Genomic DNA, 20,009 nt, shown 5'->3' with positions numbered 1-20,009 from the left:
CTTGCCGGTCCCTGAATAAGCAGTGGCGTCGTGAATTCCATTGTGGCAACAAATCGTCCGCATCGACCGCGCAGCTCGAATATTTCTTTGCCGCGCACCGCAATTCTCGGACCATCCGGCGCTGGCCAACAAGGGTCGTTCGGCCTACGGAGCTTAGGACGCGGCGGCGTCGCCGTGACTTTCGGCCCTAGCTTGCCGCGGACGGGGGATAAAGTGTTGAGCTACGCGCTGCTGGGGCACGACGAAGGGATCAGTCATGGGCGAGGCTACGGACATCCGGACCATTGTGGTCGGCGTCGACGGATCGGATGCGTCGGTGGAGGCACTCCGGCAGGCCCAGCGGCTGGCGCTGCCGCTCTCGGCCAAGGTCGTCGCGTTGGCCTGCTGGGACGTTCCCCCGGTCTACGACGGCTACATTGCGATGGGCATCGACGATTTCGACGTCCGCGCGGGGGAGATCCTGGCCGAGACCGTCGCCAAGGCCTTGGGCGCGGACACGCCGGCCAACGTGGAAACCCGGCTGGTGCAGGGCCACCCGCGCCACACGCTGATCGAGGAGAGCCGCGACGCCGACCTGCTGGTGTTGGGCCGGCGCGGGCACGGCGGCTTCGGCGGCCTGCTGCTGGGATCGGTGAGCTCCGCCCTGGTGGCCCACGCGCACTGCCCGGTCCTGGTGGTCCACACCCCCGAGAAACGCTAGGGCCGGCCCCGGAGCCTTATTCGAAGGACGCCCGCCGCGGGTCGGCAAGGCGGGTGTTCCACACGTCCGGGTTGTTGACCTTGAAGCGGCGTCCGGTCAGGGCTTTCGGGGCGAGGCGGACGTAGTAGTTCTTTTCGCCCGGCTGCCACGGCTCCAGGAGCAACGCATCCACCCCGTCCTTCTCGGCCTGGTCGTCGATCAGCTCGGCCTCGCCGCGGGCGACGACACTCCAGGCCGTCTGCTCATGCGCGTCGTAACCGTCGATCTCAAAAGCCACCGGTTTGGCCGTGATGGCGCCCCAGAGCTTCGTGCCGCCGGCCGTGCGGAACACGATCGAGCGGCGCTGCAGGACAAAGTTGACTGGGAAGACCTCCGGGTGTCCGTCCACGATCAGCGCGATCCGCCCCACCACCTCGCTGTCGAGCAGCACCCAGCATTGGTCGATGGACAGCTGGAAATTCGGCTGGGGCGTCGTCGTGTTCACAGCTCCACGTTACGGACGGCTCCCGGCCCCCATTAGGGCCATTAGGCCCGTGGCGGCTGCGCGGGCGCTCTGCTAGGCCTGCGCCTGGCGGGCCGGGCCGGCTTCACCAGGGGCTGGGCTTGTAGTCCTTCAGGAAGACGCCGTACTGGTCCTCGCCCGACTCGCCCATCACGATCGGATCGTAGACCCGGGCGGCGCCGTCGACGAGGTCCAGCGGGGCGTGGAAGCCCTCCTCCATCAGCCGGACCTTCGTGTAATGCGGCCGCTCGTCCGTGATCCAGCCGGTGTCGACGGCGGTCATCAGGATGCCGTCGGCCTCAAGCATCTCCTTCGCGGAGGTGCGCGTCATCATGTTCAAGGCGGCCTTGGCCATGTTGGTGTGCGGGTGCCCCGGGCCCTTGTAGGCGCGGGAGAACTGGCCCTCCATGGCGCTGACGTTGACGATGTACTTCCGGCGTACAGTGGAGCGCTTCATGGCGCCGCGGAGCCGGCTGACCAGCAAGAACGGCGCGGTGACGTTGCAGAGCTGCACCTCAAGCATTTCCAGCGGGTCCACCTCGTCCACCACCTGGGTCCAGCTGTTGATGGTGGCCAGGTCCGGCACGAGCCCGCCCGCATCGATGGCGGTGCCGGCGGCGATCCGTTCCAGCGACGCGGAACCGGTGGACAGCGCCAGCGAGGTGACGGCGTCCCCGGCCAGCACCGGGTGCTCCAGGACCGAGCTGGCCAGGGCCAGCGGGTGTTTGTCGTGGGCGTGGCCGAAGGTGACCAGCTCGGGACCGCCGTTGGCCGCCTGCAGCTCCGCCGGCAGCGGCTCGTCCTCGGCGTCGACCAGCGGCTTGTAGGCGTTGCCCGAGCGGCGGACCGTCTGCGCTGCGTTGTTGATGATGATGTCCAGCGGCCCGGCGGCATCGAGGGAGTCCGTCAGCGCCATGACCTGCGACGGGTCGCGCAGGTCGATGCCCACGATCCGCAGCCGGTGCAGCCAGTCCGCGCTGTCCTCCATGGCGGCGAAACGGCGGGCGGCGTCCTTCGGGAAGCGTGTGGTGATGGTGGTGTGGGCGCCGTCGCGCAGCAGCCGCAGCGCGATGTACATGCCGATCTTGGCCCGCCCGCCGGTGAGCAGCGCCCGCCGGCCGGTCAGGTCTGTCCGGGCGTCGCGTTTGCTGTGGCTGAAGAGCGCACACTCGGGGCAGAGTTGGTGGTAGAAGGCATCCACCTGCGTGTAGTGCTGCTTGCAGATGTAGCAGGGCCGGGACCGGATCAGGTGCCCGGCTACCTCGCCGGTGGCCGAGGGCGCCAGCTTGTTGCCGCGCGTCTCGTCGTCGATCCGGTCCGGAGCCGCGGTCGCGGTCTGGGCGATCACGGCGCGGTCAGCCTCCGCGATGAGGTCCCGCTTGGCGACCCGGCGGTGGCGCTTGACTGCCTTGAACATCTTCCCGGTTGCGCGCCGGATCGACACGTAGTCCGGGTGTTCCTCGTCATAGACGTGGATGCTGTTCAGGACCTTGAGGCAGGCGGCGATTTCCGCCGGGGTCAAGTCAGCCGCGGCCGGCTCGTCACTGGCCGGGGCGGGGGGCAGATCGGGGGAGCTCATTGGGCCAATTTTACAGCCTGGCCGGGCCGCGGCCCGACCAGGCGCTCTCAGCGGGCCTGGCTGGTGGATGCCCCGGGCGGTTCGACGCCGACGGCGGCGGCGTGCACCTCGCCGACCTTCTCCACGGTCTCGCGTCCGGCCGGCCAGTTCTCGGTGGCCGTCTTGACGGCGTTGGGCACCAGGTAGAGGTTGGCCGCGGACAGTTCGCGCTCGGCGTCGCCGGGCTCGGGAACGTTCTGGCCCTTGGCCAGGACGGTGATGCCGGAGTCGGTGACCTTGAAGCCGCGGGCGCGGTCCAGGTCCGGGTCCAGGCCGATAGCGGCGCCGGCGGGAATCCGGACGTTCTTGTCGACGATGGCGCGCTTGATAACGGCGCCGGCCCCGACCTGCACCTTGTCCATCAATACGGAGTCGAGCACCCGGCTGGCCGTGCCGACGTAGACGTCGTTGGAGAGCACCGAGCCCTCCACGATGCCGCCGGAGATCACCACGCCGCTGGCCACGATCGAATCCAGCGCCGTGCCCACGGTGCTGCCCTCGCCGCGGACGAACTTGGCCGGCGGGGAGATGCTTTGGCGGGTGTAGATGGGCCACTCGGAGTTGTACAGGTTGAAGACCGGCACGGGGGAGATCAGGTCCATGTGGGCGTCGTAGAACGAGTCGATGGTGCCGACGTCGCGCCAGTAGGTGCGGTCGCGCTCGGTCGAGCCAGGGATGTCGTTGAGGGTAAAGTCGTAGACCCCGGCCTCACCCTGGTCGACGAAGTACGGGATGATGTCTCCGCCCATGTCGTGTTTGGTGTCGAGCCGTTCGGCGTCGACGTGCAGCGCCTCCACGAGAGCGTCCGCGTTGAACACGTAGTTGCCCATGGAGGCCAGGAACTGGCTGGGATCCGCGGCGAGCCCCGGCGTTGAGGAGGGCTTCTCCACAAACGCCGCGATCTTTTCGGGGTTCTCCTGGTCCACCTCGATCACGCCGAACTGGTCGGCCATGTGCAGCGGCTGGCGCACGGCGGCCACGGTTGCCTTGGCGCCGCTGGCGACGTGCTGTGCGACCATCTGCGCGAAGTCCATGCGGTAGACGTGGTCCGCGCCGACCACGACGACGATGTCCGGGTTGGCGTCGTGGATCAGGTTCAGGGACTGGTAGATGGCGTTGGCGCTGCCGAGGAACCAGCTCTTGCCCACCCGCTGCTGCGCGGGCACGGAGGCGATGTAGTTGCCCAGCTGGGTGGACATGCGCCATGTTTCGGAAATGTGCCGGTCAAGGCTGTGGGATTTGTATTGCGTCAGGACCACAATCTGCAAATACCGGGAATTGACCAGGTTGGAAAGGGCGAAATCAATAAGCCGGTAACTCCCGGCGAACGGAACGGCCGGCTTGGCCCGGTCGGCCGTCAACGGCATCAACCTATTCCCCTCGCCACCTGCGAGGACAATGGCCAAGACTTTCTTCTGCTGCGGCATGTGATCGCTCCTGAACGCCTTCGTTGCTCCCCAAAACTGTCCGGTGTGCCCGGACCTCTTCACACTAGAACAGATCAGCCGGAACGACTACCTTGGGGTTTGTGCGAATAGACATTGTGACCAAGGAATTTCCGCCCGAAATCTATGGGGGCGCCGGCGTCCACGTGGCCGAACTCAGCCGGGTGCTGGCCCAGCGGGTGGAGCTGCAGGTGCGCGCCTTCGGCGCGGAGCGCGCTCCGGACTACCACGGGGCCACCGTCACCTCCTATCCGGTGCCGGAGGACCTGGCGGGCGCCAACGCCGCGGTGCAAACCCTCGGCGTGGACCTGCGGATCGTTCCGGACATCGCCGGCGCGGACCTTGTGCACTCGCACACCTGGTACGCCAACATGGCCGGGCACCTTGCCTCGCTGCTGCACGGCATCCCGCACGTGCTCAGCGCGCACAGCCTGGAGCCGCTGCGGCCTTGGAAGGCCGAACAGCTCGGCGGCGGGTACGCGCTCTCCTCCTGGGTGGAGAAGACCGCCTACGAATCCGCCGCCGCGATCATTGCCGTCTCCGAGGGGATGCGGCAGGACATCCTGCGCAGCTACCCGGACGTGGATCCGGCCAAGGTCCGCGTGGTGCACAACGGCATCGACGTGAGCCTCTGGAACCGCGACGAGGGCGAGGACGTGGTCCGGGCCCTGGGGATCGACCCGGCGCGGCCGAGCGTCGTCTTTGTGGGCCGCAACACCCGGCAGAAGGGCGTGCCGTACCTGCTGCGGGCCGCCGCCAAGCTGCCCGCCGACGTGCAGCTGGTGCTGTGCCTGGGCGCGGCGGACACCCCGGAGCTCGCCGCGGAGACGGCCCGGCTGATCGAGGAACTGCAGGGCCAGCGCAGCGGCGTGGTCCTGGTGGAGCGGATGCTGCCGCGCCACGAGCTGATCCAGGTCCTCAGCCACGCCACGGCGTTTGCCTGCCCGTCCATCTACGAGCCGCTCGGGATCGTGAACCTGGAGGCCATGGCCTGCGGCGCGGCCGTTGTGGCCAGCGCCACGGGCGGCATCCCCGAGGTGGTCCAGCACGGCGAAACCGGCCTGCTGGTGCAGCTCGAGCAGGTCACGGACGGCACCGGCACGCCGCTGGATCCAGAGAAGTTCGTCACGGAATTCGCCGCGGCCCTGACCGAGGTGGTCTCCGACCCGGCCCGCGCCCGCGCGATGGGCGAGGCCGGCCGCCGCCGGGCCGAGGCGCACTTCTCCTGGGAATCCATCACGGAAACCACCCTTGAGGTCTACCGCTCGGTCCTCCCGCAGTAACTGACCAGCACGCCACAACGACGACGGCGCCGCCCCAATTCAGGGGCGGCGCCGTCGTCGTGCGGTGGTTTTGCTCAGCCCCGGCGGGACCCGGCTTTCTGCGGCTTGGCCTCGAGGACGGTGCGGGCGAGCAGGATCTTCTCGTCCAGCGGGGCCTCGCCGCTGGCGCGCTGGACCCTGAAGAACTCGCGGGCCTCGTCCTGGCGGGCCTTCTCCGCCCCGGTGGCGATCGCGGCGCGGAGGTGCTCCGGGCCGAAGCCGAAGGCGTCCACCAGATCCAGCGCGTGCGGGCGGATCTTCACGAGCAGCCGGTTGATGTACTCGCCCACGGTGCGGGCCCGCTGCATCGAGAGGCGGCCGTTCATCAGGTACCAGGACAGGTTCTTCTCGATCAGGGACAGGCCGAACAGGTCGCGCAGCCACGTCAGGACCGCCTTGGTGCCGGGGTCGGCCACCTGGCCCAGGGCCTCGGTGAAGGCCTCCCACTGGAGCAGTTCCGCGTGCGCCTGGGCCGCCTCGATGAGCTCGTTCTGGTGGCTGTTGAACAGCGCGGCGGCCTGGTGCTGCGGCAGCTTGTTCGCTCCCTTGAGCGCGGCGCCGACCTCGGCCACCATGGCCTGGACCCGCTCGGTGAGCAGGGCGCGCTGGCCGGCCTCATCCTTGATGGCGGTGGCCGCCTTCTGCGCCGAGCCGGAGTCCGCCACGAACTGGGCGACGCCGCGCAGGCCGGTGCGGTGAATGGCTGCGCCGGTGGCCTGGCCGACGACGTAGCGGGCCAGCACCCCGAAGTCCACGTTGCGGAACTCCTTGGCGTAGTCGGCCAGCAGGCGCTTCGCGACGAGCTGCAGCAGCACCGTGTTGTCGCCCTCGAAGGTGGCGTAGACGTCGAGGTCGGCCCGCAGCGACGCGAAGCGGTTCTCGATCAGGAAGCCGGCGCCGCCGCAGGCCTCGCGGCATTCCTGCAGCGTGTCGAGGGCGTGCCAGGTGCTCAGCGGCTTGAGGGCAGCGGCCAGCGTTTCGAGGTCCTGGCGGTCCTCGTCGGTGTCGTTCCGGCCGGAGAAGACGTCATCGAACTTCTGCAGCAGCTGTTCGCTGGCGAAGCTCGCGGCGTAGGTGGTGGCGAGCCGGGTGAACAGCCGGCGCTGGTGCCGCTGGTAGTCCAGCAGGACTTCCTCGTCCGTGGCGGAGGACGCGTTGAACTGCCGGCGCTCGGAGGCGTACTGGATGGCGGTCTTGAGGGCCAGCTTGGACGCGGTCACGGCGGCGCCGTCGAGCGAGACCCGGCCCTGGACCAGGGTGCCCAGCATGGTGAAGAAGCGCCGGCCGGGGCTGGCGATCGGGGAGGTGTAGGTCCCGTCGGCGTCAACGTTGCCGTAGCGGTTGAGCAGGTTCGTCCGCGGGATCCGGACCTGGGTGAAGTGCAGCCGGCCGTTGTCGATGCCGTTCAGGCCGCCCTTGACGCCGTCGTCCTCGCCACCGATGCCGGGCCGGAACTCCTTGGTCTCCGGGTCGCGGAGCTCCATGTAGAAGGCGTGCACACCGTGGTTGACGCCGTTGGTGATCAGCTGGGCGAAGACGACGGCGGCGAGGCCGTCGTTCGCGGCGTTGCCGATGTAGTCCTTCCAGGCGGCGCGGAAGGGCGTGTGCACCACGAACTCCTCGGTGGCCGGGTCGTAGGTGGCGGTGGTGGCGATGCTGGCGACGTCCGAGCCGTGGCCGGTCTCGGTCATGGCGAAGCAGCCGGGAATGTCCAGGCTCATGATGCCGGGCAGCCACTTCGCGTGGTGCTCCTCGGTGCCGAGGTGGTTCACGGCGGAGCCGAACAGGCCCCACTGCACGCCCGCCTTGATCTGGAGCGACGGGTCTGCGATGACGAGCTCCTGGAAGCCGGCGACGTTGGCGCCGTGTTCATCCGCGCCGCCGACGGCGACGGGGAACGCGCGGTGCACGGCGCCGTTGTCCACGAGGATCTTGAGCTGCCCGAACGCCCGTTGGCGGTGCTCGGTGTGGGTGAGTCCCTCGGTCTTGTAGAGCTCCGGCCGGCCGGCCAGTTCGCGTGCCTGCCGGCGGACGGCGGCCCACTTGCCCAGCAGCTGTTCGCCGAGGGCGGCGACGTCGACGGCGGGTGCTCCAGCCGCGGGCGCGGCCGCCGGGGTGCGGGACGCAGGGGCGGCGGAGGTGGTGTGGCCTGCGGAGCGGTCGGCTAGTTCAGTCATGTCGATTCCTTCGTTGGCGCTGACATTGTGGTTCTGGCAGTTGGTGGTCTGGTACTGGGCGGGGGGGCGTCCGGCTACGGGGCCGGCGGGTTCTGGATTTCCGGGGCGATGCCGAAACAAAGCCAGTCGGTGATCTGGCGGGCCATGGCTTCCTGGCCGGGTTTGGCGGGGGAGTCCGGGCTGGCGAGCCACTGCTCGCCGGCGTTGCGGACCAGCCCGATCGCGGCGTTGGGCCAGTAGCCGATCACGGCCTCCTTGCCGGGGACCGCGCGCAGCTGGTGCCGCATGGGCAGCGCGATCATCTCGCTGATCGCGGCGAAGAAGTGGCCCAGCGCGCCGGCCGTGCTGATCGAGCCATTGTGGCTTTCAGCCTCGCCGGGCGCGTAGCGGGTCACAAAGGTGTAGACGTTCGGGCTGGTCTCGGCCATCTGCAGGTAGGCGGAGACCATCGCGAACAGGCCCTCGCGCGGGGTCTGCGCGCTCTGCGCCGCCTCCTGGATCCGCCGCTGCATCTGATTCAGGACCACTTCGCCGACCGCCTGCTGCAGGCCGGCCTTGTCGCCGAAGTAGCGGTAGAACACCGATTTGGAGGTTCCGGCCGCGGCCGCGATGTCCTCCATCGATGCCTCGCTGCCGAGTGCATGCACGGCCCTCCGCGCGGACTTGATCAGCTCGCGGCGCCGCTCCTCACGGTGGGACTGCCAGCGGGAGGCGCGTCCGTCGACGGCTGCACCGCCGGGGGCAGGATCTGGCTGAGGGTTGTTCACGATACCCAGCGTATCAGGTACGCTGGGTATCAGTAACCCGCTTTGATCAAAGGAGACAGCACATGCCTGACCACGGAACGTCCGCAACCGGACCGAAGGACACCGCCGCCCCGGCCGCGGGATCCACCGCAGCTCCGCAGCTCCGCAAGGCCGTTGTGGTCGGCGGTAACCGCATCCCCTTCGCCCGGACCGGCGGCGCCTACACTAAGTCCTCCAACCAGGACATGCTCACCGCGGCCCTGGACGGGCTGATCGCCCGGTTCGGCCTCCAGGACGAACGGATCGGCGAAGTTGCCGCCGGAGCGGTGCTCAAACACTCCCGTGACTTCAACCTCACCCGCGAGGCGGTGCTCGGTTCGGCGCTCTCCGCCGAAACCCCGGCCTACGACCTGCAGCAGGCCTGCGCCACCGGCCTGGAGACCGTGCTGGGCCTCGCGAACAAGATCAAGCTGGGCCAGATCGACTCCGCCATCGCCGGCGGCGTCGACTCCGCCTCCGATGCCCCCATCGCGGTCAGCGAAGGCCTGCGCGAGGTCCTGCTGGACCTTAGCCGTGCCAAGACCCTGCCGCAGCGGCTCCAGGTGCTGAGCCGCCTCCGGCCCAAGGACCTCGCCCCGGACGCCCCCAACACCGGCGAGCCCCGGACCGGGCTCTCCATGGGCGAACACCAGGCCCTCACCACCGCGCAGTGGAAGATCACCCGCGAGGCCCAGGACGAACTGGCCTACAACAGCCACCGCAACCTCGCCGCCGCCTACGACGCCGGCTTCTTCGACGAGCTGCTCACCCCCTACCGCGGCCTCAGCAAGGACTCCAACCTCCGCCCGGACACAACGCTGGAAAAGCTCGCCACCCTCAAGCCCGTCTTCGGCAAGAACCTCGGGGCCAAAGCGACCATGACGGCAGGGAACTCCACCCCGCTCACCGACGGTGCCTCCACCGTGCTGCTCGCCTCCGAGGACTGGGCCGACGCCCACGACCTGCCCAAGCTCGCCACGGTGCTCGACGGCGAGGCTGCCGCCGTCGACTTTGTGCACGGCAAGGACGGGCTGCTGATGGCCCCGGCGTTCGCCGTCCCGCGCCTGCTGGCACGGCACGGCCTGACCTTCGAGGACATCGACTTCTTCGAAATCCACGAGGCCTTCGCCGGCACGGTGCTGAGCACCCTGGCCGCATGGGAGGACGAGGAGTTCTGCCGTACCCGCCTTGGCCTGGACGGCGCGCTCGGCAGCGTCGACCGTGCCAAACTCAACGTCAACGGCTCCTCCCTCGCCGCCGGCCACCCGTTCGCCGCAACCGGCGGCCGGATCGTCGCCTCGCTGGCGAAGATGCTGCACGCCAAGGGCCAGGTCGACGGCCGCCCCGCGCGCGGGCTCATCTCCGTCTGCGCCGCCGGCGGCCAGGGCGTCGTCGCCATTCTCGAAGCACACTAGGGGGAGAACATGACCGACAAGTACACCCAATTCGTGAGCAGGGGCTTCGGCAAGGACCTCGCCAAAAAGCTCGGGCTGCCGCAGCCGGTGGTGCTCCGGCGCCACCAGCCCGGCCAGCCGCTGGTCACGGGTCCCGTCCTGGTCCAGGGGGCCGGCAACGGCGCCGACGAGCTCGCCGCCACCCTGTTGTCCTGGGGCCTCGACGTGCGCCGCCACGCCGTGCCGCGCGAAAAGCTCGGCGCCATCATCCTGGTGCTTGATGAGGCCGCCCGCCCCGAGGACCTGGAGAAGCCGGTGCTCGCCACGGCCGCCTCGATCCGGGATCTCGCTGCCAACGCCCGCGTTGTCACCATCTCCCGCGCCGCGGCAGAAGCCCCTGATCCGGCCGCCGCGGCGGCCCGGCAGGGCGTCGACGGCCTGTTGCGCTCCCTGGCGAAGGAACTGCGCGCCGGCGCCACCGGCAACGGCATCGTGCTCGCCGACGGCGCCCGCACCACCAGCCCCAGCACGCTCGGGGCCGTGCGGTTCTTCCTCTCCGGCCGCTCGGCCTTTGTGGACGGCCAGTTCCTCACCGTCTCCTCGGAGGCCGGGCAGCTGCCGGCCGACGTCGAGCAGCCGCTGGCAGGAAAGGTCGCGGTCGTGACCGGAGCGGCCCGGGGGATCGGCGCCGCCATCGCCCGCACCCTGCACCGTGACGGCGCCACGATCATCGCCGTCGACATCCCTGCCGCCGGGGACCACCTCGCCAAGGTCGCCAACGAGGTGCGGGGCACGGCCCTGCAGCTGGACATCAGCCGCGAGGACGCCGGGCAGCGGATCATCGACCACGCCGTGGAGCGCCACGGCCGGCTGGACATCGTGATCCACAACGCCGGCATCACCCGGGACAAGCTGCTGGCCAACATGGACCAGGGCCGCTGGAACTCGGTGATCGCGGTAAACATCGCGGCGCAGCTTCGCATCAACGAGGCGCTGCTGGCCTCGGAGCACTTCCGGAACTCGCCGCGGATCGTCTCGGTGGCCTCCACCAGCGGGATCGCCGGCAACCGGGGGCAGACCAACTACGCTGCCTCCAAGGGCGGCGTGATGGGCATGGTCCGCGCCACGGCGCCGCTGCTCGCACCGCACGACGGCTCGATCAACGCCGTCGCCCCCGGCTTCATCGAAACCGAGATGACCGCCAAGATCCCGTTCGCCACCCGCGAGGTGGCACGCCGGCTCAACTCGCTGCAGCAGGGCGGCCAGCCCGGTGACGTCGCGGAGGCCATTGCCTTCCTCGCCAGCGATGCCGCAGGCGGAATCTCCGGCGAGGTGCTGCGCGTCTGCGGGCAGAACCTGGTGGGCGCATGACCGCTTCGCAGCCCGTCATCCTGGCGGAGATGCCGTCCCTCTCCAAGCTCTACGTCAACGCCGCCGCCACCGCGGCGCGCCGGAGGGTGCTCGGTGCGCACTCGGGCACCGTGTTGCCCGGGAGCAGCCATGAGGTCCGCGGCGTCAAGGCCGGGGTGGCGAACCTCACCGCCTACCAGCACCTGATCGGGGAGTCCGCCAGCGATGTGCTGCCGGCCGGATTCATCCACGCCCTGGCGTTCCCGCTCTCCATGTCCGTGATGAACCGGGACGATTTCCCGCTCCCGCTGCTGGGGATGATCCACCTCACGAACAAGGTGGTCCAGAGCGCTCCCGTGCTGTTCACCGAGGCTCTGGACATCCGGGCCTGGGCGGAGAACCTGCGCGGGCACCGCTCCGGCACCCAGCTGGATCTCGTGGCCGAGGTGCGCGGGGCCGGGGAGGACACCGTCCGCTGGCGCGGCGTGTCCACCTACCTGGCCAAGGGCGTCTTCCTTCCGGGCATCGACAAGCCCACCGCCGCCGCCGTGCCGGAGTCCTTCCGGGTGCCGAACCCGACGGCACTGTGGCAGCTGGGGGTCGATACCGGGCGCGCCTACGCAGCGGTTTCCGGTGACTTCAACCCGATCCACCTGAGCGTCCTCAGCGCGAAGGCCCTGGGTATGCGCCGCTCCATCGCCCACGGCATGTACCTCGCGTCCAGGGCCCTGGCCGACGTCGGCGCCGTGAAGGGCGATGCCTTCAGCTGGGACGTGGCGTTCGAGGCGCCCGTGTTCCTGCCGGCCCGGGTGGCGCTGGACATCAGCACGGTGCAGCCCGAAGACGGCGCGTGGCAGCGCTCCGACTACGTGGCCTGGAACCCGCACTCGGGGCGGAAGCACTTCAGCGGATCGGTAGCCTCACTGAAGTAGACGATGAAATACGACGGCGGCCGCCACCGGGATATCCGGGGGCGGACGCCGCCGTCTTCTGCCGGAACGGGCGGGTCCGCGGCGGGAGGGACCGGCGGGCTAGCTGGCGCCGGCGGGGGAGGGGTCCGACTCCCGCTTGCCGCCGCCAGACTTTACGACGCGCAGCATCCGGTGCAGGCTCAGCAGAATCGATTCGACGGCGTTCGGGGCCCCCGGGTGCTCGTCCTCGGCGGCGATCCGGGCGGTGAGTGCCTTGACGGCGGCGTCAGCTTCCTCGATGAGCTGTGCCTGCCCCTGGGCATCCTCTTCGTCGGCGGCGTGCAGCACATCTCCCACCAGGGCCATGGCGTCGGCGAGGGGGGCGGCCTGCCCGTCGGGGATGACAAAGGGGTGGTCCGTGGCCCAGATAACGTCCGCGAGCACCTGCGTCACATCCTGGATGTGGAAAGTCAGCCGTTCCAGGTCGCGCAGGTTGCGGTAGTCCTCCTCGACGTCGCGTGGATGGAGCCGGCGCCGCGGATTTGCCCGCCGGCTCGCGTCCGCCTTTTGCACCGCGGCGCGCACCGAGCGGGTGTGGGCCACGAGCGCCTCCGAACGGCGGGACCAGTCCTCGTGCTCCGGCGGCCAGTTTTCCTTGAGGGCCTTGCACATGTCCCAGAGCTGTTGGGCCAGCGCCTGCCGCAGCTCGGCCAGGCTGAGCGCCGCCGCCTTGAAATGCAGCGGCGGGAAGACCAGCAGGTTCACCACAATGCCGACGCTGACGCCAACGCCCATCTGGAGCAGGTACCCGAAGGAGAACTGGTCCGGGTTGTGCCCGCCGACCAGCAGCACCAGCAGGGCCGCCGTCGGGATCCAGTCGCTGCCGGAGCCGATTTTTGGCAGCCCGGCGAGGATCACGCCGAGCCCCATCACAATCGCGACCGTCACCGGCGACGGGCTGCCTAGACTGAAGAGCATAAAGGCGAGCCCGACGCCGATAGCCAGGCCCACGAGCGTCTGGACCCCCTGGCGCATGGAGCCGGAGACGTTTTCGTACATGGCGACGAGGGCACCGAGCGGCGCGTAGTAAGGGTAGTCCGCCGCCGACCCGGGCATAAAGGGGGCGATGGCGAAGGCCAGGCCGGCCGCGATGGCGGCCTTGGCGGCCAGCTGCAGGCGTGGCCACAGCAGGGCGGCCGAGACACTCCCTGCCACGGTGCGTCCCAACATGCGGAGTCGCGAGGGGCGGGCGCCGGCGTCGTGCTCTTTTGTATTTGCCATCCCGGCTCACCCTAGGGCCGCCGGGCTGCTGCGACAACTGGACGAACCTTCGGGAGCCGTCTCAGGACGCTGCGCAGGCCTGCCGTACCGCGGCGGAGAGGCGTTGCGCCCGCCCGTTGGTGCGGCCTTCCTCACTGCGCCGGGGCACGTAGCCGAAACCGATCCCGTAGCAGGGGTCGGCGAACCCCAGGGCGGCGTTGGCTCCCTCGTGGCCGAAGGCGAGGTGGCTGCCGAAATCACGGCCCGGCTGGGGCTTCATAAAGACCACGGCGAAGGCGTTGTCCTGGCCGGAGGAGCGGTCAAGGCCCCACACCTGTTCCTCGGCCATCGCGCCTATGGTCCGGGGCGTCAGGAACCCGGGACCGCCCTGGACCCCGGTGGTGGCCGCTGCGTAGAGCCGGGCGAGCCCCTCGGCGGAACCCACCCCGCCGGCCGCGCTCATGCCGCCGGCGCGGATCAGGCGGTGGTTGGGCAACTCCATGATGCCGCTGGCCGGCGCGTTGCTGTTCAGGCCGGCGTAGCTCAGGGGATCCAGCCACGCGGCGGCCGGGTCCTCGGTGTAGAGCACCTCCCGGTAGCGCGGTTCCTCCTCCGGCGGCAGACCCAGGAAGAAATCGATCCCGAAGGGGCGGCGGAGGCGTTCCTCGTAGAGTTCCTGGAGCGGAGCCCCGGCCACCCTGCGGCAGAGTTCCTCCATCAGGATGCCGATGGTCAGCGCGTGGTAGCCGAACGTGCGTCCCGGGCGCCACAACGGCGCGGCGGCGGCGAGGGCGCTGGCGGCCTCCGGCGTCGTGAAGTCCTCAAGGGCGAAGCCGCCCGGGATGCCGGGCAGTCCCGCCTGGTGGGAGAGGGCCTGCCGGACGGTGAGCCGGTCCTTGCCGTGCGCGGCGAACTCCGGCCAGTAGGACGCCACGGTGGCGTCCAGGTCGAGCAGCCCGTCCTGGACCAGCAGGGCGATCACAAATGCCGCGGCGCCCTTGGAGCAGGAATAGGTACCGGTGATGTCGCCCTGGGCCAGTCCGGGGCCGCCGCAGAGGTCCAGGACTTTCGTGCCGTGGCGGTATACCGCCAGCTGCGCACTGTAGCCCGGGTCCTGCGCCAGAAACGTGTCGAAGAGTGCCCGCACCGCACGGAACTCCTGGGCGGCCGTTCCGGCGGACAGGGCCGGGGCAGGTGTCATGGGCACTGGTGTCAGCCGGCGCCGTGTCCGGCGGCGACTTCCTCGCCGGCCCGGACCGGCCCGGGCGGCGTGCCGTTGCCGAACGGCCGTCCGCCCAGTGCCTCGCGGCCGTGTGCCGAGAGCCAGTTGCCCAGCTCCGGGCCCTTCGGTACCACTCCGGTGGGGTTGATGTCCTCGTGGACGATGTAATAGTGCTGCTTGATCTGCACGAAGTCGGTGGTGTCGCCGAAGCCGGGGGTCTGGAAGAGATCCCGGGCGTAGGCCCACAGCGCCGGCATTTCGCTCAGCTTCTGCCGGTTGCACTTGAAGTGGCCGTGGTAGACGGCGTCGAAGCGGGCCAGCGTGGTGAAGAGCCGGACGTCGGCCTCGGTGATGGTCTCGCCCACCAGGTACCGCTGCCCGGTGAGGCGCTCCTCGAGCCAATCCAGCGCCGTCCACAGCCTGTCGTAGGCGGCGTCGTAGGCGTCCTGGGATCCGGCGAACCCGCAACGGTAGACACCGTTGTTGACCTCCGTGAAGACGCGCTTGTTGACGGCGTCGATCTCCTCCCGGAGCGCCTCCGGGTACAGGTCCGGGGCGCCGTCGCGGTGGAACTCGGTCCACTCGGTGGAGAAGTCGAGGGTGATCTGCGGGAAGTTGTTGGTCACGACGGCGCCGCTGGGCACGTCGACGATTACCGGCACCGTGATGCCCCGGGGGTAGTCCGGGAAGCGGCGGAAGTAGGCCTCCTGGATGCGTTCGATCCCCAGGACGGGGTCCAGGCCGCCGGGATCGAGGTCGAAGGTCCAGGAGCGGGAGTCGTGGGTGGGGCCGGGCTGGCCGAGCGAGATCACGTCTTCAAGACCGAGCAGCCGCCGGACAATCACGGTGCGGTTGGCCCACGGGCAGGCGCGCGCCGCGACGAGCCGGTAGCGGCCGGCCTCGACGGGCCAGCCGGGTTCGCCGTTGGCCCCGGGGGCGCCGTCGCGGGTGATCCGGTCCTCGATGTAGTTGGTGTCCCGGTTGAATTCCGCACCGCCGGTGACGTAGGCGCCCCGGGTGCTGAAGCCCGGGTCGTCGGTGTGTGTTGTGTTCATGGTCCCAGCCTATGCCGGGAAGCGGCCCTGCCCCGGCGCCACTGTGGCGAACACCTGCGCCATCGGCTGCCAGGCGAACCACCAGCAGGCCGCCACCACGGCGGCGAAGAGGACAATCCAGACGGCCGCGGGGATGCGCGTTGCCCGGGACAGCAGGTACGCGTCCGACGTCGAGAGCCGGTTCCGGTGCCGCGAATGCACCGCCGCCAGTTTGCCCAGGTCCCGGACGGCGGCCACGAGCAGAGCGATGCCCAGCCCGATCATCACGTGCCCGATGAATTCGGCGGGGACGAACAGGACCAGGAGCGCGGCGCCGAGGACAGCCGCGGCCGTGATCAGCAGCCCGATGCCGTTGCGCAGGAAAAGGAAGGAGACCAGCAGCAACAGGGTGCCCACTGACATGGCAGCGGGCCCCCAGCCGTTGAAGCCGGACCACACCATCGCGGCGCCAACAAGGGCAGGCACCGGGTAACCCCAGAACGTCGACCAGACCGCGGCGAGCGGGCGCCGGCTGTAGCTCGTGGTGGTACCCGAATGGTCCAGGCTCAGCCGGATGCCGCCCAGCCGCTGCCCGGTCATCAGGGCGGCAAAGGCATGGCCCAGCTCGTGGGTCACGGTGGCGAGCAGGCCGAAGTACCGCCAGCTGATGCGCGGCAGGGACAACGCGACGGCGACGGCAACCACCAGCAGCAGTTCGGTAGCGGTGACCACTGGGGCAGGGGCGTGGCTGAAACCGCCCACGATCCGCTGCCACCACGTCCCGGCGAGGTCCTCGGTAACGAGGGCCAGTGGGTTAGTGATCATGGGGATGGTGGCGCCTTCCAGCTTGGGGCTGCCCGGCGCTGTGCAGGATGCAGTAGGGCGTCCATGGCCTGGCTTCCAGCCGGCCCTCGGCTATGGGGCCGCCGCAGACTTCGCAGATCCCGTAGCGTCCGGCATCAATCCGGGCCAGGGCTGCCTCGATCTGGGCGAGGCCGGCTCGGCTTTGTTCCAGCAACGCGGCGGCCTGGGAGAGTTCGAACGCGATCGTCGCACCCTCCGGATCGTGTTCGTCGTCGACGTTGGAATCCTGCCGGGCGGCGTTCACCGAGGTGATGTCCTTGCGCAGGGCAAGCAGCAGGGCTAGCTTCCGCTTGCGCTCCTCGGTGAGGAAAACCCGGAACCGTTCGACGTCAACCATAGGATGCAAGGCTAGCGCGGCGGGCTGCACAGCGTCGAAACGGGCACGGACCGCCGGGGCGGCCCGTGCCGTCGGCCCGTGAGTCCCCGGGGCCGAAAGGCCTGTTCCAGGGAACCGGGCCGGCCGTACAGTTGGATCACATCCAGCCGGAACAACGTTCCGCCCAGCAAGGGAGATGCCATGGACACGCCGGTTCCCAAGAACGCCGAGGAGGAAGCGCGGGCGCTCGCGGCCGTGGAGGCCCACCATGCGGGGATGCTTAAACGTCTCCGCGCCCTGATCGCCGCCCTCACCCAGGCGGTGAAGGCGCACAATACGGTGGCGGAGCACGACGCCCACGAAGTGCTGGTGGAATGGTGCGAGACTGAGCTCGTCCCGCACGCGCTCGCCGAAGAAGGCCCGCTGTACAGCGGAGCCGGGGCCGCGCCGGAGGGCCGGCTGCTGGTGGCGGGCATGCTGGCCGAACACAAGGTCATCGTCTCACTGGTCGAACGGCTCCGGACGGCGCAGGGGGTCGACGCCGCCGTCGCCGCGGCCGGCATCGGCGAGGTCTTCGCCTTGCACCTGGACAAGGAGAACGGGCTGTTGATGCCCTTCATCGTGGAGTCGCCCGGCCTCAGCCTGGCCGGTTCTGTCGCCGGGCTGCACGAGCTGGTGGGGGAGGCCCACGTCCACGCCGCCCCCCACGGCCCCGTGCCGCCGGCGCCCCCGGTCAGCACCTGACGCGCCGATGGCGGACAGTACGGATCCACTCGACGCGCCCGACGAAGCGGCAGACGACGACGCCGGGTCCCTGTTGCGCGAGTTGGCGGCGGCCCACGGGGTTGGCACCTCGTATTGGGGCTGGGACGGTGTGGAACGCTCCGTCGCCGCTCGCACCCTGCGCCGGGTCCTCACTGCCCTGGGCATAGCCTGCGACAGCCAGGCACAGGTCCGGGGCGCCCTGGCAGAAGCCGGGCTTGCACCCTGGCGCCGCCTGCTGCCGCCCACGGTGGTGGCGCGGGAGGGAACAGCAACGACTTTCCACGTCCACGTGCCACACGGCAGCGACGTCAACGTCCAGGTTGTCGCGGAGGACGGAACCCGGCACGAGGTCCGGCAGCTGGAGAACTGGGAAGCGCCCCGCGACGTCGACGGCGTCCTCACCGGGCGGGCGAGCTTCAGCACCCCGGACGCCCTGCCCCTGGGCTGGCACACCATCGAGGCCGACGCGGCGGGCATCCGTGCGCAGTGTGCCCTGGTGGTGACGCCGCAACGGCTGCGTACCACGGAGGCGCTGGCGGGCCGCCGCTGGGGACTCATGGCGCAGCTCTACTCCGTGCGGTCCTCGCGTTCCTGGGGGATTGGCGACTTCGCCGACCTGTCCGACCTCGCCGCGGTGGCCGGAGCCCAGGGAGCCGGATTCATCCTGGTCAACCCCCTGCACGCGGCCGAGCCCCGTCCACCGGTGGAGGACTCGCCCTACCTGCCCACCACCCGGCGTTTCTTCAACCCGCTGTACATCCGGGTGGAGGAGATCAAGGAGTACGCCTACCTGGATCCCGCGGCACTGGCTGAGACGCAGCGGCTGGCGTCCGGCCTGCACACCGCCAACCGGGAGACGGGGCTGCTGGACCGCAACGCCAGCTACGAGGCGAAGCTCACCGCCCTCGAGCGCGTGTTCCTTGTCCGCCGGGGTCCGGCGCGTTCGCGGCAGTTCACCGACTTCTGCCGAGACCAGGGGCAGGGACTCGATGACTTCGCTTTGTGGTCGGCCCTCGCGGAGACCCTCGGCCCTTCGGCGGACGGCTGGGGTGACGCCGCTTCCTCCCCGGCAACCGGGTACGCCGCAGCCCAACGGACGGCGCTCGCGGACCGCATCGAGTTCCACCGCTGGCTGCAGTGGATCTGCGATGAGCAACTGGAAGCGGCGCAGGACGCGGCGCGGCGGGCCGACCTGGACATCGGGATCGTGCACGACCTAGCGGTCGGCGTGAAGCTCGGCGGCGCCGACGCCTGGGCGCTGTCCGGCGTCCTTGCCCACGGCGTGACGGTCGGCGCCCCGCCGGACATGTTCAACCAGCAGGGCCAGAACTGGACGCAGCCGCCGTGGCACCCGGCGCGGCTGGCCGAATCGGGGTATGCCGCCTACCGCGACATGCTGCGGACCGTGCTGCGCCATGCCGGCGGCATCCGCGTGGACCACGTCCTGGGCCTGTTCCGTCTCTGGTGGATCCCCGAGGGCGCCGGACCGGGCGAAGGCACCTACGTGTACTACGACCACGAGGCGCTGATCGGGATCCTCGCCTTGGAAGCCCAGCGCGCCGGGGCCGTGGTGATCGGCGAGGACCTCGGTGTCTTCGAACCCTGGGTGCGGGACTACCTGGCCGAACGGGGAATCTTCGGCACCTCCATCCTGTGGTTCGAACACGACGACGCCGGGCCGCTGGCACCCGAACGCTACCGGCAGGAGTGCCTCACGAGCGTCAACACCCACGACCTGCCGCCCACGGCCGGTTACCTGGCCGGCAGCCATGTCACGCTCCGGGAGTCGCTCGGGCTGCTGCGGCGTCCGGTCGAAGAAGCAAGGGCGGCCGACCAGGCGGAGCAGGAAGCGGTGCTCGCCCTGGTGCGGGAGCGCGGGCTGCTGCCGGCCAGGGGCGCCGTTCCGGGGACGGCGACCGACGCGGCCGGGCAACAGGCAGATCCGGCGGCGGTGCAGGCCACGGTCGAGGCGCTGTACGCGTTCACTGCGCTCACGCCGTCGTCGTTGCTGGGCGTCGCGCTGGTTGATGCCGTGGGGGAGACCCGCACGCAAAACCAGCCGGGCACCAGCACGGAGTACCCCAACTGGTGCGTGCCGCTCGCGGGACCCGACGGCGTCGTCCTCATCGAGGAACTGCCGGACAACGCCAGATTCCGTTCCCTCCTCAGCAGGGTCCAGCAGGCGCTCCTCCCGGGCGGAGGGCCCGGCTCCCAGTAGCCATCCCAGTAACAGGCCAGTAGCCCTTCCAGTGGCTGGGGCAGGCCCGTCCCAGTGGCCGCTACTGGTTGCAGGGCTGCTCCGCTGCGCTATTCTCGGCACCATCGGCAACGGGGACAGCCCTAA

The 20,009-nt window shown here is 69.9% G+C and carries 17 protein-coding genes; 7 read left to right on the top strand and 10 right to left on the bottom strand.

The genetic code is table 11. From position 1 onward, the window contains the following. The first annotated feature begins 256 nt into the window (after positions 1-256). Positions 257-700 (top strand): universal stress protein, encoded by a 444-nt coding sequence (locus AC6I9V_RS00380; RefSeq protein ID WP_497897929.1) that lies wholly within the window; start codon positions 257-259, stop codon positions 698-700. Positions 701-716: 16 nt separating this feature from the next. Here AC6I9V_RS00380 and AC6I9V_RS00375 read toward each other — a convergent pair whose 3' ends face one another. The 3 genes from AC6I9V_RS00375 to glgC form a co-directional block, all read right to left on the bottom strand. After that, positions 717-1,184 carry a pyridoxamine 5'-phosphate oxidase family protein gene (locus AC6I9V_RS00375; protein ID WP_497897928.1) on the bottom strand — a complete coding sequence of 156 codons (468 nt, stop codon included), beginning with the start codon at positions 1,182-1,184 and terminating at the stop codon, positions 717-719. 103 nt (positions 1,185-1,287) lie between these two features. Continuing rightward, the gene (locus AC6I9V_RS00370; protein WP_497897927.1) at positions 1,288-2,781 is read right to left on the bottom strand and encodes an SDR family NAD(P)-dependent oxidoreductase; all 1,494 of its coding nucleotides are present in this window, start codon (positions 2,779-2,781) and stop codon (positions 1,288-1,290) included. 47 nt (positions 2,782-2,828) lie between these two features. Further along, positions 2,829-4,247, bottom strand: a complete 1,419-nt coding sequence (gene glgC / locus AC6I9V_RS00365; RefSeq protein ID WP_497897926.1) for a glucose-1-phosphate adenylyltransferase — start codon at positions 4,245-4,247, stop codon at positions 2,829-2,831. Positions 4,248-4,348: 101 nt separating this feature from the next. On the opposite strand from glgC, the gene glgA reads away from it, so the two are divergent. Next, positions 4,349-5,548 (top strand): glycogen synthase, encoded by a 1,200-nt coding sequence (gene glgA, locus AC6I9V_RS00360; protein ID WP_349414143.1) that lies wholly within the window; start codon positions 4,349-4,351, stop codon positions 5,546-5,548. A 74-nt stretch (positions 5,549-5,622) separates the two neighbouring features. On the opposite strand, the gene AC6I9V_RS00355 is transcribed toward glgA, so the two are convergent. Both AC6I9V_RS00355 and AC6I9V_RS00350 read right to left on the bottom strand, forming a co-directional pair. Continuing rightward, positions 5,623-7,764 (bottom strand): acyl-CoA dehydrogenase family protein, encoded by a 2,142-nt coding sequence (locus AC6I9V_RS00355; RefSeq protein WP_497897925.1) that lies wholly within the window; start codon positions 7,762-7,764, stop codon positions 5,623-5,625. A 74-nt stretch (positions 7,765-7,838) separates the two neighbouring features. Beyond that, positions 7,839-8,531, bottom strand: a complete 693-nt coding sequence (locus AC6I9V_RS00350) for a TetR family transcriptional regulator (RefSeq protein WP_497897924.1) — start codon at positions 8,529-8,531, stop codon at positions 7,839-7,841. Positions 8,532-8,593: 62 nt separating this feature from the next. Between AC6I9V_RS00350 and AC6I9V_RS00345 the strand changes: the two genes are divergently transcribed. Genes AC6I9V_RS00345 through AC6I9V_RS00335 form a run of 3 tightly spaced genes read left to right on the top strand, consistent with a single transcriptional unit; the run spans position 8,594 to position 12,225 of the window. Next, positions 8,594-9,964: an acetyl-CoA C-acetyltransferase gene (locus AC6I9V_RS00345; RefSeq protein ID WP_497897923.1), complete on the top strand. Its 1,371-nt coding sequence runs from the start codon at positions 8,594-8,596 to the stop codon at positions 9,962-9,964. 9 nt (positions 9,965-9,973) lie between these two features. Continuing rightward, positions 9,974-11,314 carry a 3-oxoacyl-ACP reductase gene (locus AC6I9V_RS00340; RefSeq protein WP_497897922.1) on the top strand — a complete coding sequence of 447 codons (1,341 nt, stop codon included), beginning with the start codon at positions 9,974-9,976 and terminating at the stop codon, positions 11,312-11,314. Beyond that, entirely contained in the window at positions 11,311-12,225 is a 915-nt protein-coding gene (locus AC6I9V_RS00335) for a MaoC family dehydratase (protein WP_497897921.1), read from the top strand. Before AC6I9V_RS00340 ends, AC6I9V_RS00335 begins: the two co-directional genes overlap by 4 nt. Positions 12,226-12,324: 99 nt before the next feature. On the opposite strand, the gene AC6I9V_RS00330 is transcribed toward AC6I9V_RS00335, so the two are convergent. The 5 genes from AC6I9V_RS00330 to AC6I9V_RS00310 form a co-directional block, all read right to left on the bottom strand. After that, positions 12,325-13,485, bottom strand: a complete 1,161-nt coding sequence (locus tag AC6I9V_RS00330) for an FUSC family protein (RefSeq protein WP_497897920.1) — start codon at positions 13,483-13,485, stop codon at positions 12,325-12,327. A 61-nt stretch (positions 13,486-13,546) separates the two neighbouring features. Continuing rightward, complete coding sequence (locus tag AC6I9V_RS00325) at positions 13,547-14,665, bottom strand: serine hydrolase domain-containing protein (RefSeq protein WP_497897919.1); 1,119 nt, start codon at positions 14,663-14,665, stop codon at positions 13,547-13,549. A gap of 11 nt (positions 14,666-14,676) precedes the next feature. Then, on the bottom strand, positions 14,677-15,741 hold the full coding sequence (locus AC6I9V_RS00320; protein WP_349414135.1) for a glutathione S-transferase family protein: 1,065 nt from the start codon (positions 15,739-15,741) through the stop codon (positions 14,677-14,679). Between the two features lie 9 nt (positions 15,742-15,750). Beyond that, positions 15,751-16,545 carry a M50 family metallopeptidase gene (locus tag AC6I9V_RS00315; protein ID WP_349414134.1) on the bottom strand — a complete coding sequence of 265 codons (795 nt, stop codon included), beginning with the start codon at positions 16,543-16,545 and terminating at the stop codon, positions 15,751-15,753. Continuing rightward, positions 16,535-16,921, bottom strand: a complete 387-nt coding sequence (locus tag AC6I9V_RS00310) for a TraR/DksA family transcriptional regulator (RefSeq protein ID WP_349414132.1) — start codon at positions 16,919-16,921, stop codon at positions 16,535-16,537. The genes AC6I9V_RS00315 and AC6I9V_RS00310 overlap by 11 nt, the downstream gene beginning before the upstream one ends. A gap of 180 nt (positions 16,922-17,101) precedes the next feature. Between AC6I9V_RS00310 and AC6I9V_RS00305 the strand changes: the two genes are divergently transcribed. Continuing rightward, entirely contained in the window at positions 17,102-17,644 is a 543-nt protein-coding gene (locus tag AC6I9V_RS00305; RefSeq protein WP_497897918.1) for a hemerythrin domain-containing protein, read from the top strand. 7 nt (positions 17,645-17,651) lie between these two features. Then, positions 17,652-19,883, top strand: coding sequence for a 4-alpha-glucanotransferase (gene malQ / locus AC6I9V_RS00300; protein ID WP_497897917.1), 2,232 nt, complete (start codon positions 17,652-17,654; stop codon positions 19,881-19,883). Positions 19,884-20,009: the final 126 nt, after the last annotated feature.

Source organism: Arthrobacter sp. SlRoot2-15, assembly GCF_059739345.1.
Note: the sequence above shows the minus strand (reverse complement) of the source record. Positions and strands in the feature narration are given on the sequence as shown.